Origin of the sequence: Mucilaginibacter ginsenosidivorans, assembly GCF_007971025.1 — a bacterium.
Lineage (GTDB): Bacteria > Bacteroidota > Bacteroidia > Sphingobacteriales > Sphingobacteriaceae > Mucilaginibacter > Mucilaginibacter ginsenosidivorans.
This window is the reverse complement of record NZ_CP042436.1, coordinates 2,403,460-2,418,011: the sequence shown is the minus strand read 5'-3', so window position 1 is coordinate 2,418,011 and position 14,552 is coordinate 2,403,460. Positions and strand designations below refer to the sequence as shown.

Sequence of the window (14,552 nt, the reverse complement as noted above, 5' to 3'; positions counted from 1 at the left end):
ATTAATTTAACCTATCTGTAATATTATTACTTTTTCAACAATGTTTTTCCACAATTGTCAATATTGTGGAAAAGTCATTGATTGTGAATAAATACCGCTTCTTACTTCAAGAAATCTTCATCCTTGATGTCGTCCTTGATAAATTTCTTGCCTGTTTCCAGCAATTTGCCGAACAAACCAAAGCGCTTATCCTCGCTATATTTAGCCTTTTCTGTCTTCACCGTGGTGTTCACCGGCACCTCGTTATACTCCATTTTCTGGATCCCCTTTATCAACAAACCGATACCGGTAGCAAAGGTCGGGCTCTGTAATTCCTCATAAACCGGTTTCGGTAAAACCTCGTTCTTGGCCAGGTGCTCGTTAGGGTAACCGACGCGGCAATCCAGCCCGGTTACGTACTCCACCAGCTGCGGCAAATGCTTCAATTGGGCCCCACCCCCGGTTATTACGATGCCTGCGATCAGCTTTTTCTCGTAGCCGGATGATTTGATCTCGTAGTACACATGCTCTACTATCTCTTCCATCCTGGCCTGTATCACGTAAGCCAGGTTTTTAACCGATATTTCCTTTGGCTCGCGGCCGCGTAAACCGGGCACACAAACTATCTCATTCTCTTTATTTTCTTCAGCCAGGGCCGAACCGAACCTTACCTTCAGTTGCTCTGCGATGTTGCGCATTACCGAACAGCCCTCGCGGATATCTTCGGTAACACTATTACCGCCGAAAGGAATAACCGCAGTATGGCGAATGATACCTTCGTGGAAAATAGCGACGTCTGTAGTACCGCCGCCTATATCCACCAATACCACCCCGGCTTCTTTTTCCTCGTCACTCAATACCGATTCAGAAGACGCCAATGGTTCCAGTATCAGTTCCTGGCTCTCCAGTTCGGCTTTATTGACACATTTCACAATATTTTTGATAGCCGTTACCTGGCCGGATATGATGTGGAAGTTCGCTTCCAGCCTCACCCCTGCCATGCCTATCGGATCTTTGATACCCGGCTCGTTGTCGACGGTAAATTCCTGTGGCAACACGTGGATTATTTCTTCGCCCGGCGGCATTACCAGGTTGTACATATCTTCCACCAGCTTATCTATATCCTTGCGGCTTATCTCCGACTGCAGGTCGCGCCGGGTTATTAAACCCCGGTGCTGCAAACTTTTGATGTGCTGCCCGGCAATACCCACGTTCACCACCCTTATCTCGACATTGGATTGCGTACCCGCGACATCAACCGCCTGGATAATACCCTGCACGGTTTTGTCGATATTCGATACCATACCGCGGGTTACCCCGGCTGATTCGGCCTTGCCGATACCCAGTACCTCGATCTTGCCGTTTTTACTGCGGCGACCGACGATGGCGCATATTTTGGTGGTACCAATGTCCAATCCAACTACAATTGGCGAACTTTTCTCTTGTGTCGAACTCTTGTCCATATTAATTTACTATTTGTGATGTGTCTTGTTTAAGTTTCATTGAATCGGCGCGGGCAACAGCCTTCAGCGAATCCTTTTTAAAATTGTCGCTCTTAACACCTACTACCTCGTTGGCGTACTTGATGTTGATAGTTTTATACCTGTCCCAGCCTACCTGCGGTATGGCTTTTTTGTAGAATGTATACAGGTTAGCGAACTTGCTTTCCAGCGAGTCGGCATTACCGAGCATAATGCGGTTGGTGCCTACCCGGGGTATCAGTTCGATCTCGTGGTTTTGGTTCACGTATATCTGCGCCACCTGCGCGCTCCAAAGCGAATCGCGGCTGATAAAGTTTGCCGCCTTTAATATCTGCCTGGCAATATCGGTATGCAGTGTATCTACCTTTTTGCCGAATATCTCGTCGATATAACCATTGGCCGCTATTACCCGCGCGGTAAAATTATCCGACAAGGGTATTTTGAGCCCGTTCTGATCGATATAAAAGTTTTGGTCGAACTGGTTCATTACCCTTACCACCGGCTGGCGCTGACTTATTTTAACCCTTATCACCCCATCCATATCCGCGTAAACCATTGCTGACTCGATAAAGGGGTTTGCCTTCAGCTTTTCTTCAAGATCGTGGATATCGATCTCATCCATCTTTCGACCTACCAGTTTATGACGGTGTATCTTCAGGATATTATCTACCTCTTCCCTGTCGATGAAATATTGATTGCCGGGGATATAAACCTTTACATCCTTACAAACCACTCCCGCCTTTTTAAACTCGATGAAACTCATCAGCACAACCAATCCGCCCAGGGTAATAACCCAGGCCGACCCAATTAAAATATGCCGCCAGATGCGTTTCTTAAACATTTTCCAATATGTTTTTTAAGGGTTGAACCAACTGGTCGATATCGCCTGCGCCCACTGTTAAAAGTAACTCAGGTTTTTCAATTCGCACAAGCTCAACAACTTCTTGTTTTCCACATTTGCGTTTATTCAACATTTTCATCCTGTCCAGTATCATATCCGCGCTAACCCCTTCAATAGGAAGCTCCCGCGCCGGGTAAATATCCAGCATCAGCAGTTCGTCGCTCATATCCAGCACCTCGGCAAAGCCATCGGCAAAATCGCGGGTACGGGTAAATAAATGGGGTTGAAAAATTGTTGTTAGTTTTTTGTGCGGGTACAACCTTTTTACCGAAGTAATAGCCGCACGCAATTCCTCCGGGTGGTGGGCATAATCATCTATGTAGATATGCTCCTTTGACTTTACAATATACTCAAAGCGGCGCTTTACGCCTTTGAACGATTCCAGGGCGCCTTTTATCAGGTCAGGGTGGATGCTCAGTTTAAGCGCCACCTCGATAGCCGCCGTCGCATTTTCTATATTGTGCACACCGGCGATACCCAATTTAATATTATTGATAACGGTATCGCTGTTCTTAAAATCAAAGTAAAAATCACCGTCTTCTACACGGATATATTGTGCCTTCACATCGGCCGGGCCGTTCGCACTGTAAGTGATACCGCTCATCAGGGGCAGGTCCTCGTGAAATATCAAGGTTCCGTTTGCTTTTATCTGCGATGCAAATTGCCTGAAAGACTCCGTAAGCTGACTATGGTTGCCATAAATATCTAAATGGTCGGCATCCATCGATGTGATGACAGCTATATCGGGGTACAGGGTCAGGAACGAACGGTCGTACTCGTCAGCCTCAACCACTACAATGTCGTTTTTGCCAAAAAGTACATTGGTATTGTAATTGGACGAAATCCCCCCCAGGAAGGCCGAGCAATCGGTGCCCGAATATTTCAGGATATGGGCTATCATGCATGAGGTGGTGGTTTTACCATGCGTGCCGGCAACCGCAATGGTAAATTTGCTTTTGCTGATCATGCCCAACACCTGTGACCGCTTATATAAGGTAAACCCGCGGTCGCGGAAATAATTGAATATTTCAGAAAAGCGCGGTATGGCCGGAGTGTAGATCACAAGCGTGCAGGCGTCGGGGGTTTGGAAACTCATCGGTATCCAATCTTCGCGATCATCATAAATAATGCGAATACCTTCGTTATGCAGCTCCCTTGTCAGATCGGTGGATGTCCTGTCGTAACCACAAACAATGCATCCCAAATGGGCAAAGTAGCGGGCAAGGCCGCTCATGCCTATGCCGCCTATGCCTATCAAGTATACTCTTTTTATGTTTTGCAGTTCCATTCTCTTATGATTTGCACCGATTCTGGTCCGATTGCACCGATCTTTCTTTTGCTTAATTATTTCCTCCTGCCATTTTTAAAACTTCTTTCGCTATTACCTCATCCGCATCCGGCAGGGCCAGTTTTTTTATGCTGTCGCCTAATATTTTCCGCCGTTTGTCATCGTTCAAAAGTGCTATTGCCTTATTCACCAGGCTCCTGCTTGCTTTCCTGTCAGCCACGTATTCGGCTGCATTAAACTGCACCAGTGTTTTGGCATTTTTTGTTTGATGATCCTCGGCCACGTTCGGTGATGGAACCAGTATCACCGGTTTACCTACAATGCACAGTTCCGCTATAGTGCCGGCACCGGCCCTCGAGATAATGATATCTGCCGCGGCATAGGCCAGGTCCATCCGGTTCAAAAACTCCAGCATACAAACATTAGGATGGTAATTTGCGCCCAGTATCCGTTCAATATCCTTATAATAATGCTTGCCCGTTTGCCATATCAGCTGTATATCAGCAGCGACGAGCCGGTCGAGGTCGGTTATGATGCAATCGTTCAGCGTGCGTGCGCCAAGGCTGCCGCCTATCACCAATATCGTTTTCTTATCAGGCGATAATTTGAATTCCTTAAATGCTTCTTCCCGTTTCCCTTCAATTTCAACCGACTGCCTGCGCACCGGGTTGCCGGTCTTTACGATCTTATCTTCCGGGAAGAATTCCTCCATCCCGTCAAATGCCACACATATTTTCGCAGCCTTTTTGCCGAGCCGCTTATTCGTTACCCCCGCATACGAGTTTTGCTCCTGCACCAGGTAGGGGAGCTTTTTCAAGCCGGCGGCATATAACAACGGACCAGAGGCATACCCGCCCACGCCAACAGCGGCGTCGGGTTTGAACTCTTTTATGATCCGCATCGATTTCATTACACTGCCTATTAATTTGAACGGGAGCGCCAGGTTTTTTAATAACGACTTACGCTGTATGCCCCTTATATCCAATCCCACAATTTTGTACCCCGCTGCAGGCACACGTTCCATTTCCATCCTTCCCAAAGCGCCGACAAAAAGTATCTCGGTCGACGGATCAAGTTTCTTCAGCGCATTAGCAATTGCTATCGCAGGGAATATATGTCCGCCGGTACCACCGCCGCTAATTATTATTCTTTTGCCTTGTCCTGATTTCACTGATTATAGTTTGATTTCACCGATCCCTTTTTTGTCATTGGGCATCGGTCATTAGTCATTATTTTTTATCCTATTCATTTGCACATCAGCACATCATACAGCCATTTCCACTTCTCTTATTTCGCCTACAACTACTTTCTTCGGCTCCTCGATATCCCTGCTTACCGACAGGATGATACCGAACGCCACACTCGTAAATAATATCGATGTACCGCCCATACTCACCAGCGGCAAGGGCACACCGGTAACGGGCCCCAGCCCTACCGCAACCGCCATATTGGCGAAGGCCTGTATCGTCAGGCTGAAGCTTAAACCGGCAGCCAGCAGAGCCCCGAACGCTTTGGGCGCCCTGGTCACTATCTTGATACACCGGTATAGCAGGAACAAATAAATACCCACTAATGTTATCCCACCTATCAAACCATATTCCTCTACAATGATGGCGTAGATCTCGTCCGAATAAGATTCGGGCAAATAATTACGTTCGACGCTGTTACCCGGCCCGCGTCCTAAAATTCCGCCGTTGGCTATCGCTATCTTGGCGTGGTTAGCCTGGAAAGCTTTATCCGGGTCAACCTTTTCGGGATGCATAAATGTATTTATCCTGGTTACATACATGTGGCGGCGCGGACCTAAAAACATGATACCAGCAAGCAATACCGCGCCGGCCAGGCAGGTGATGCCGATCTGCTTGATACTGATGCGGCCCATGATAAGCAACAAAATGCTTACACCAAATAACATTAACCCGGTGGACATATTGGCCCAGGCTATCAAAGCGAATACCACGCAAACCGCTCCCATTATCGGGGCGAAGGACTCTTTAACATTCTTGATATTTTCCTGCTTCCGCGACAGCGTACGAGCCAGGTAGGTGATGAGCGCCAACTTGGCCAAATCGGACGTCTGGAAACTCAAGCCTGTTCCCGGTATGGGTATCCACCGGCTGGCATTGTTAATGTGGGCCCCAAAAACCAGCGTATATAACAACAAAGGAATGGTAATGATCATCAGCAACTTGGAGATACCTGCGTAATAGCGATAATCAACTTTATGAGAAAAATACATCAGGGCAATGCCGCCAACCACCATCGCCAGGTGTTTCATCAGGATGGACTCAACTCCCACACCTCTCTTAAACGCAAGCGTACCGGTGGAACTGTAAACCGCCAACAGCGATATAGCCGAAAGCATGATGACTATAAGCCATATCCAGCGATCTCCTTTTGTATTGTCTAATATCCTATTCACGATTACACCGATTTATTTTTGATTACACCGATTCTCTTTTGGTTTTACGTCATACGTTCTACGTATTACGTTTTGGCATTTTTTCTACGTATAACGTACAACGTCAAACGTTTAACGCTTCATTACAGCTCCTTCACTGCCTGTTTAAACTGCCGGCCCCTGTCTTCGTAATTTTTGAACAGGTCGAAACTGGCGCAAGCCGGTGATAACAATACCGTATCGCCTTTTTTTGCCAGGTGATACGCCACCTGCACGGCTTCCTGTGCCGAAAACGTGTTTACTATTACTTCCACATCATCTTCAAATGCGTCGTGTATGCGGCGATTGTCTTTACCCAAACACACAATGGCTTTTACTTTATGCTTTACCAGGTCCTTAAGCATACTATAGTCGTTGCCTTTATCAACACCGCCGAGTATAAGCACCACTTCGGTGCTCATGCTTTCCAAAGCATACCAGGTCGAGTTGACGTTGGTCGCTTTCGAATCGTTGATGAAGCTGATGCCGGATATTTTGGCGACAAACTCCAGCCTGTGCTCGATATTTTTGAAACCGCCCATACTCTCCCGTATGGTTTCGTTCCTTAATTCAAGCACTTTAGCTACGATGCCCGAAGCCATCGAGTTGTAAATGTTGTGTTTGCCCTGCAGGGCCAGCTCATTGATCGACATTTGAAAATGTTCTTTTAGTATGTGTATAATTAATTGGTCCTGGTCGAGATATGCTCCCGGTGAAAGTTTTTTTTTAATTGAAAATGGAAGTTGTTGTGCCTCTATTTTCTTGCCTTCCATTACTTTTAGCGTCTCCGGGTCGTCTTCGCAATAAATGAAGTAGTCGCTGCCGGTTTGATTTTGCGTAATTCGGAATTTGGATGCCGCGTAATTCTCCAGCTTATAATCGTAACGATCGAGGTGATCGGGGGTGATGTTCAGCAGCACCGCTATGTTTACCCTGAATTGGAACATATCATCCAGCATAAAACTGCTCAGTTCCAATACATAATGGTCGAACTTTTCTGTAGCCACCTGGTAAGCAAAGCTTTTGCCGATGTTTCCGGCTAAACCCACATTCAAGCCCGCATTTTTTAAAATGAAATAGGTAAGGCTGGTGGTGGTGGTTTTGCCATTGGAGCCTGTGATACCTATAATATTTGCATTGGTATAGCGACCGGCAAATTCGATCTCCGAAATAACCGGCACGCCTGTTTCTTTTAATTTTTTGATGATAGGCGCTTTTTCGGGAATGCCCGGGCTTTTAACCACTTCGGTCGCATTCAGTATTTCCGCTTCCGTATGCTTATTTTCTTCGAAGCGGATGTTCCAATCCTGTAACTGCTTTTTGTATTGATCGGCTATCGCCCCAAAATCCGAAACAAAAACATCATAGCCCTGCTGTTGAGCAAGGTATGCAGCCCCCGCACCGCTTTCGCCGGCGCCGAGTACTACAAGTCTGTTTTGTGTTTTAGATTCCACCGATTTTAGTTTTTTGATTGCACCGATTGTTATTGTCTTGATTCTTGTCTCTTGATTCCTGATTCTTTCCTCTACCTCAACTTCAGCGTTATTATCGTCACTATCGCCAGCATGATACCGATGATCCAGAAGCGGGTTACGATCTTTGCTTCGTGGAAACCTTTCTTCTGGTAATGGTGATGCAGCGGCGCCATCAGGAATATCCTGCGGCCCTCGCCCGATCTCTTTTTGGTGTATTTGAACCACGATACCTGCATGATGACCGATAAATTCTCGATAACGAAAATGCCGCAGAGCAAGGGCAGTAACAGTTCCTTACGTATCATGATGGCAAACACGGCGATGATACCGCCTATAGCCAAACTCCCGGTATCGCCCATAAATACCTGCGCGGGGTACGAATTGTACCACAAAAAGCCAACACACGCCCCTACAAATGCACCTGCAAAAACCACCATCTCGCCCGAGTTGGGGATGTACATGATATTCAGGTAGTCGGCAATTACCGTGTTACCCGATACGTATGCGAGCACCGCCAGCGTAATACCAATAATAGCTGAGGTGCCTGTCGCCAGGCCATCTATGCCATCGGTAATGTTGGCGCCATTGGAGATGAAGGTGATGATGACGATGGTAAAGAACATGAATACGATGAGCCCGTATTTTTCAAAGCCTTTGCCAAAAACGGTCAGCACCTTGCTGTAGTCGAACTCGTTGTTCTTGTAAAAAGGCATCGTCGTTTTGGTCGAGCGTATATCCTGTGTGTACACCGGCTTGTTGCCTTTCATGTGGAACTCGACGGGTACATTATACTTTATCGGCGGTTTTACTTCCTGGCGGATGATAATGCCCGGCGCGCTGTACATGGTAAAACCGATAATAAGCGCCAAACCAACCTGCCCGATGATCTTGAACCTGCCGGCGAGGCCCTCTTTGTTCTTTTTGAATACTTTGATGTAGTCATCCAGGAAACCAATTGCGCCCAGCCACAGCGTGGTGATCAGCATCATGATCACGTAGATGTTTTCGAGCTTGGCGAATAGCAGGGTAGGAATAACTATTCCTAAAATGATAATGATGCCACCCATGGTTGGCGTACCTGCTTTTTGCATCTGGCCTTCCAAACCCAGGTTACGCACAGTTTCGCCCACCTGTTTGTAGCGCAGATAATCGATCAGCCTGCGACCGTACACCGTAGTAACGATGAGCGAAGTAATAACCGCCATAGCCATCCGGAAGGTGATGTATTGAAATACCCCGGCCCCCGGTATGCTAAAGTTCTTCTCCAAATAAGAAAACAGGTAATATAACATATCCTTATTTTAATTCGAGATCCTACTTTTATGTGCAGATGTGCAGATGTGCAGATGTGCAGATTTTGGCTCTCATTTTTACTTCGCTGATGAAATTATCGTCCCTAACATTTTTATGATCGTTATCAGTTCATTTGCACATTTGAAATCTGCGCATCTGCACATTATTTCATCTGATCGAAAATGGCCATCAGCTCCTCTTTATCATCAAAATGGGTTCTCACACCCTTTATTTCCTGGTATTTTTCATGCCCTTTGCCGGCTATTACAACTATATCCCCCGGTTGGGCAAGGTTAACCGCAACCTTTATAGCTTCGCGCCTGTCCACAATACTCATCGTATGCCTCTTGAATGCCGGGTCGACGCCTTCTTCCATGTCTTTAATGATCTGTGCCGGGTCCTCGGAACGCGGGTTATCCGAGGTGAATATCACCTTGTCGCTCCACTCGCAGGCTACACGGGCCATTATCGGGCGTTTGGTTTTATCCCTGTCGCCGCCGCAGCCCAAAACCGTGATCACTTTCTCTTTGCCTTTGCGCACGTCGTGCACAGTGCTTAATATATTTTGTACAGCATCCGGAGAATGCGCATAGTCGACGATACCGATGGTGCCATTAGCAGCTATCACATAGTCGAAGCGGCCACGGGCGCCAGTCAGTTTGCTCAGGCTCACCAATACTTTGGCCTTATCCTGCTCCAGCAGCATTGCTGCCGAATAAACGGCCAGTAAATTATAGGCATTGAACGTGCCGACCAGCTTAAACCAAACTTCCTCGCCATCTATATTCAAAAACAAGCCGCTGAACTGGTTCTCAATTATTTTGGCGCGATAGTCGGCCATGTTTTTCATACCGTAGCTCTTTTTATGGGCTATAGTATTTTGCAGCATTACCATTCCGTTCTTATCATCGGCATTGGTCAATGCGAATGCATTTTTCGGTAAGTAATCGAAGAATGCTTTTTTGGCATCGCGATAGCTGTCAAAGGTTTTATGATAGTCGAGATGATCGTGTGTCAGGTTGGAGAATATCGCCCCGGTAAATTTTAACCCTTCGATACGGTGCTGCACAACGGCATGCGAGCTTACCTCCATAAAACAATAATCGCAGCCTTTTTCCACCATCTCGGCCAGCAGCATATTCAATACCACCGGGTCGGGCGTAGTATGTGTAGCCGTTACCACCTGGCCGTTTATCTGGTTCTCAACCGTCGATAGCAGGCCGCACTTGTAACCCAGGTCGTAAAACAATTTATAAAGCAGGGTTGCGATAGTGGTTTTGCCGTTTGTACCGGTTACACCAACCAGCTTTAGTTTTGATGAAGGATTATCGTAGAAGTTAGCGGCAACTATGCCCAGCGCAATTGACGAGTCGGCGACCATAAAAAAATCGACCTCGCCGGTTACGTGTGCGGGCAACTCCTCGCATATCACCGCAACGGCGCCCATGCTTATTGCCTGCTCTATATAATCGTGCCCGTCCACCTGCGTGCCCTTTACGGCAACAAACAGGCAATTCGGTTCCACTTTACGCGAATCAAAAACGATCGCGCTGATCTCCATGTCCGCACTGCCCTGAAGCTCGGTAAAGGCCAATCCATCTAATATGTCGCTCAAATACTTCATTGCAGTTCTATAGTTAATTTAGCACCCTTAGGTATGGTACTGCCACCTGTTACTGATTGTTTTATCACTGTTCCGCTGCCTCGCGCCACCACTTTATAGCCGGCATTCCCCAAAATATACAGGGCATCGCTCAGGCCCATTCCCGTAACATCGGGCACGGTGCCTTTTTGATATTTAACATCTTCGAATGCCAGTCCGCTGGTTGTATCCACAGCGGCCGTAGTGGAAGCATACAAGGGTTTTATGTTCAACTTGCTGAACACTTCCTGCACAGCCTTATGGTTACCGCGCTTTGTCTGTGGCAAGCCAGTGTTTCCAACGTAGCGTAACGGAACGCTTTGGTTCATTTCAAGATCGCTGGAGTAAACCCTGTCGGCTATGGCCCTGAAAACCGGTCCGGCTATTTTGGCCGCCAGGTATTCGCCCTGCGGATTGCTAACCACTACGATCATGGAGTATTTGGGGTGATCGGCAGGGAAGTAGCCGCAAAATGATGCCTGGTGTTTTTTAACCGTACCATAACCGCCGCTTCCGTTGGCTATTTGTGCCGTACCAGTTTTACCGGCCACGGTGTAGAGGTCATTTTTGATGACATTCTTCCCGGTACCTTCCTGCACCACGCCTTCCAATAAGCTCCGCATGATCTTCAAAGTGCGGTCCGAGCAAATTTTAGGGTTGATCACCCTTGCATTGAAGCGCTCTACGGTATTGTTCAGGCGGCGTATCTCTTTCACAAAAATCGGCGCTATCATTTTGCCATCGTTAGCAACGGCATTGTAGAAAGTAAGCATTTGCAGAGGTGTTAACCTTTCCTCATAACCATAGGCCATTTGCGGCAAGGTCAGCTTGCTCCAGCTTTTTGATTTTGGTGTTTTTATCAGCGGCGATCCTTCGCCCGGTATATCCAGGTCAAGTTTATCATTCAGGTGATAGCTATACAGCGCATCGGTAAAATCACTCGGATCGTCGTGAAAAGCGTTATAAACAAACTTAGCTGCTGCCACGTTCGACGACTCTTCAAACGCACGGCGCGCGCTTATGACATGGTTATCTTCTACGTCGGTCACCGTATACCTGCTATTACCGGGCAGCACATGACTTCTGCCACCCTCGCAATCAATAGTTGAGCTTGTATCGATCTTGTGTTGCTCAAACAAGGTCATGTATGTAGCCAGCTTGAAGGTGGAACCCGGCTCTGTGGCGTAGCCCAAAGCGTAGTTCAATCTTTCAGCATAATCGCCATCTTTTGTTCTTGTAAAATTGGCGATGGCTCTTATCTCACCTGTCGACACTTCCATTAAAGCCACGCAGCCATAATCGGCCTGGCTTATCATCATTTCTTTTTTCAGCGCAGCCTGTGCTACATCCTGCAGATTCACGTCGATGGTCGAAATAATATCCGCGCCCTGCTTTGGAGCTATCTCTTCTTCACCGTTATTCACCGGCATCCACGAGCCACCGGCAATGCGCTGCATAAGCCGCTTGCCATTTTCACCGTTAATATAATCGGCATAGGCACCTTCCAGGCCAACAGCAACCGGCCTGGAGTTCCCGTTAGCATCCACAGAATTATAGTTCTTATAGCCGATGGTACGGGCGGCCAAATCGCGGAATGGCAGGATGCGCTTGTTTTGTTCCACCGCAATCAGGCCCCCTTTGTATTTGCCCATATTGAAGATCGGGAACTTGCGCACAGCCTTCAGCTCCTGGTAGGTAACCCGGCGCCTGATCAATTGGTAACGGTCCCCGTCTTTGCGGGCCTCGCGCAGCATGTGCAGATATTCGCGGGTCGACTTATCCCCGAAAAAGTGCGAAAGGGCGGCAGCCAGCGAATCTACTTTTTCGTTAAAAATATCGTCTTTTTCAATACCCCCGGCCAGCATATCCATGTGCAATTCGTATTCGGGTACCGATGTTGCCAGCAAACTGCCATCGTTGGCAAAAATGTTACCGCGGGCAGCTTCAACGTTCATGTACTCGGTCGACATAGCTTTCGACATGGCCTTCCATTTCGAGCCCTGCACAAATTGAACACGGCAAAGCTGCACCACAACCGCACCGGCAAACAGCAATATCAGCCCGAACGCCAGGTAAACCCGCATTAATATGTTGGTCCTAATGCTCATCGTTCACCTCCTCTGCTTTCAGTTTTTGCGGTGGCACAACAGATTCCCTTATGCCCAGGGTATCGGCACGTTTGGCCACCTCGGATAAAGTACTTTTGAATGCCAGGTCGGCTTTACTTGTTTTATAATCCCAGCTAAGCTCCTTTACCTCTTTTTGTATCTTTTCAATATCGCGGATGCTTTTTTCGGCCATGTGCATGTTACCGATATAGATCATGCCCAACAGCGTCAAAAAAAGCAAAAACGGCAGCGCGTCCGTTGCTTTTTCGGCATTGACGTTCTTTTTAAAAAGCTGCCAGAGGGCACTCTCGGAAATTTCCTTTGCAGGCTGTTTTTTTTCCTCGACTACCAGTTCTTTTTCAACTTCTTCTTCCTGAATTTCTGTACGTAAACGATTGGTCATTTTTTTACAGCTATTCTTAGTTTTGCGCTGCGCGCGCGGTTATTATTTTCTATCTCTTCATCCGATGCCGTTATAGCTCCCCGGCTCACCGCATCGAATGGTTTCTGATCGTTACCATAAAAATCCTTCTCCACTTCGCCGCTGAATTTCCCCTTGGCGATAAAATTCTTTACCAGCCTGTCCTCCAGCGAGTGGTATGACATTACCACCAGGCGCCCGCCGGATACCAGCACCTCGGCCGACTGAATCAAAAAATCCTTCAGCACTTCCAGCTCCTGGTTCACCTCGATGCGCAAAGCCTGGAAAACCTGTGCCAGGTATTTATTTTCCTTGCCGCGAGGTATCAGTCCGGCTATCGCATTTTTCAGATCGGCCACCGTATTGATCGGCGCATTAAGCCGGGCGGTAACGATAGTTTTTGCAAGCGATTTTGCATTTTGTATCTCGCCGTAGATCCCGAATATGCGGTGCAGGTCAGCCTCGGTATAAGTATTAACCACCTCCTTTGCTGTAAGCGAGCCTGTTTGATTCATGCGCATATCCAGCTCAGCGTCAAAACGGATGGAAAAGCCGCGTTCGGCCTGGTCAAACTGGTAGGATGAAACCCCAAGATCGGCCAGTATGCCATTCACCGGGATAGCATTATGCAGGCGGCAAAAGTTTTTGAGATAGCGGAAATTCTGATCGATAAATTCAAAACGATCGTCGTCTACCAGGTTTTTCTGCGAATCAGCATCCTGGTCAAAGGCCAGCAAACGGCCGTTCTTACCAAGCTTTTTCATAATTGCCCTGGAATGGCCGCCGCCGCCAAAAGTCACATCGACATAGGTACCATCAGGCCGGATATTCAACCCCTCTATACATTCCTTCAACATCACCGGGGTATGGTAACTACTCATCGGCACCCCTCCTTCCGCCGCCCATCACTTCCTCGGCCAGCCTTGCAAAATTCTCGGGCTCGTTATCCAGTTGCGTATCGTAAGCCTCCTGGGCCCAAACCTCAATTTTATTGAATTGACATGCCAAAACCACCTCTGTCGTAATGCCCGCATATTCCTGCAGGTTTTTTGGCAAAAGCACCCTTCCGGCAGCATCAAGCGATAATTCCGACGCGCCGCGGGTAAAATAGCGGATGAATTCGCGTGTTTTCTTCTCGTACGAGTTGAGCTTGCTCAAATCCTCGACGATCTTTTCCCATTCCTTGCGCGTGTAAATGACCAGGTGTTTTTCAAAGCCACGATTGATCACAAGGCCCTCTTTTTCAGCTTCAGGAAGCTGTTTTTTGAGGCCCGAGGGGATCATCATCCTTCCTTTGACATCCAGTTTACATTCAAATTCGCCTAAAAAATGGGCCATACGCTACTCGGCGGTATTATCGCTGAGTAAAAGTAAACTACTTTTTTCAATTTTTCCCACAAATTCCCATTTTTTCCCACCAAAAAGTTTTCAACAATAAATTACTTCAGTTTGCTCCCACTTTGGATTGAGTGTGACCTTATTAACACAACACATTTTTCAGAATTCATAACCGGCTGTTTGCAA

Annotated in this window: 12 protein-coding genes; all 12 read right to left on the bottom strand. The window is 47.4% G+C overall.

Features of this window, described 5'->3' with window-relative positions; all coding sequences use genetic code 11:
• Window positions 1-101: 101 nt before the first annotated feature.
• Window positions 102-1,442: a cell division protein FtsA gene (gene ftsA, locus FRZ54_RS11070; protein ID WP_187359812.1), complete on the bottom strand. Its 1,341-nt coding sequence runs from the start codon at window positions 1,440-1,442 to the stop codon at window positions 102-104.
• A 1-nt stretch (window position 1,443) separates the two neighbouring features.
• Window positions 1,444-2,301: a cell division protein FtsQ/DivIB gene (locus tag FRZ54_RS11065; protein ID WP_187359811.1), complete on the bottom strand. Its 858-nt coding sequence runs from the start codon at window positions 2,299-2,301 to the stop codon at window positions 1,444-1,446.
• Entirely contained in the window at window positions 2,294-3,649 is a 1,356-nt protein-coding gene (murC, locus tag FRZ54_RS11060) for a UDP-N-acetylmuramate--L-alanine ligase (protein ID WP_147031669.1), read from the bottom strand. Before murC ends, FRZ54_RS11065 begins: the two co-directional genes overlap by 8 nt.
• A 52-nt stretch (window positions 3,650-3,701) precedes the next feature.
• Window positions 3,702-4,820 carry an undecaprenyldiphospho-muramoylpentapeptide beta-N-acetylglucosaminyltransferase gene (murG, locus tag FRZ54_RS11055; RefSeq protein ID WP_147031668.1) on the bottom strand — a complete coding sequence of 373 codons (1,119 nt, stop codon included), beginning with the start codon at window positions 4,818-4,820 and terminating at the stop codon, window positions 3,702-3,704.
• A 93-nt stretch (window positions 4,821-4,913) separates the two neighbouring features.
• On the bottom strand, window positions 4,914-6,074 hold the full coding sequence (locus FRZ54_RS11050; RefSeq protein WP_147031667.1) for an FtsW/RodA/SpoVE family cell cycle protein: 1,161 nt from the start codon (window positions 6,072-6,074) through the stop codon (window positions 4,914-4,916).
• A 119-nt stretch (window positions 6,075-6,193) separates the two neighbouring features.
• Window positions 6,194-7,543 carry a UDP-N-acetylmuramoyl-L-alanine--D-glutamate ligase gene (gene murD / locus FRZ54_RS11045; protein WP_187359810.1) on the bottom strand — a complete coding sequence of 450 codons (1,350 nt, stop codon included), beginning with the start codon at window positions 7,541-7,543 and terminating at the stop codon, window positions 6,194-6,196.
• A gap of 71 nt (window positions 7,544-7,614) precedes the next feature.
• Complete coding sequence (gene mraY, locus FRZ54_RS11040) at window positions 7,615-8,856, bottom strand: phospho-N-acetylmuramoyl-pentapeptide-transferase (protein ID WP_147031666.1); 1,242 nt, start codon at window positions 8,854-8,856, stop codon at window positions 7,615-7,617.
• Between the two features lie 164 nt (window positions 8,857-9,020).
• Window positions 9,021-10,481: a UDP-N-acetylmuramoyl-L-alanyl-D-glutamate--2,6-diaminopimelate ligase gene (locus tag FRZ54_RS11035; RefSeq protein WP_147031665.1), complete on the bottom strand. Its 1,461-nt coding sequence runs from the start codon at window positions 10,479-10,481 to the stop codon at window positions 9,021-9,023.
• Window positions 10,478-12,607, bottom strand: a complete 2,130-nt coding sequence (locus FRZ54_RS11030) for a penicillin-binding protein (protein ID WP_147031664.1) — start codon at window positions 12,605-12,607, stop codon at window positions 10,478-10,480. The genes FRZ54_RS11035 and FRZ54_RS11030 overlap by 4 nt, the downstream gene beginning before the upstream one ends.
• A complete protein-coding gene (locus FRZ54_RS11025; RefSeq protein WP_147031663.1) occupies window positions 12,597-13,010 on the bottom strand; it encodes an FtsL-like putative cell division protein in 414 nt (137 codons plus the stop codon). Before FRZ54_RS11025 ends, FRZ54_RS11030 begins: the two co-directional genes overlap by 11 nt.
• Window positions 13,007-13,909, bottom strand: a complete 903-nt coding sequence (gene rsmH, locus FRZ54_RS11020) for a 16S rRNA (cytosine(1402)-N(4))-methyltransferase RsmH (protein ID WP_147031662.1) — start codon at window positions 13,907-13,909, stop codon at window positions 13,007-13,009. Before rsmH ends, FRZ54_RS11025 begins: the two co-directional genes overlap by 4 nt.
• Window positions 13,902-14,366, bottom strand: a complete 465-nt coding sequence (gene mraZ / locus FRZ54_RS11015; protein ID WP_147031661.1) for a division/cell wall cluster transcriptional repressor MraZ — start codon at window positions 14,364-14,366, stop codon at window positions 13,902-13,904. The genes rsmH and mraZ overlap by 8 nt, the downstream gene beginning before the upstream one ends.
• Between the last annotated feature and the right edge of the window lie 186 nt (window positions 14,367-14,552).

Coding starts and splice junctions, on each gene's coding strand:
- ftsA (WP_187359812.1), bottom strand. CDS start 1,442: ATGGACAAGAGTTCGACACAAGAGAAAAGTTCGCCAATTGTAGTTGGA.
- FRZ54_RS11065 (WP_187359811.1), bottom strand. CDS start 2,301: ATGTTTAAGAAACGCATCTGGCGGCATATTTTAATTGGGTCGGCCTGG.
- murC (WP_147031669.1), bottom strand. CDS start 3,649: ATGGAACTGCAAAACATAAAAAGAGTATACTTGATAGGCATAGGCGGC.
- mraY (WP_147031666.1), bottom strand. CDS start 8,856: ATGTTATATTACCTGTTTTCTTATTTGGAGAAGAACTTTAGCATACCG.
- FRZ54_RS11035 (WP_147031665.1), bottom strand. CDS start 10,481: ATGAAGTATTTGAGCGACATATTAGATGGATTGGCCTTTACCGAGCTT.
- FRZ54_RS11030 (WP_147031664.1), bottom strand. CDS start 12,607: ATGAGCATTAGGACCAACATATTAATGCGGGTTTACCTGGCGTTCGGG.
- FRZ54_RS11025 (WP_147031663.1), bottom strand. CDS start 13,010: ATGACCAATCGTTTACGTACAGAAATTCAGGAAGAAGAAGTTGAAAAA.
- rsmH (WP_147031662.1), bottom strand. CDS start 13,909: ATGAGTAGTTACCATACCCCGGTGATGTTGAAGGAATGTATAGAGGGG.
- mraZ (WP_147031661.1), bottom strand. CDS start 14,366: ATGGCCCATTTTTTAGGCGAATTTGAATGTAAACTGGATGTCAAAGGA.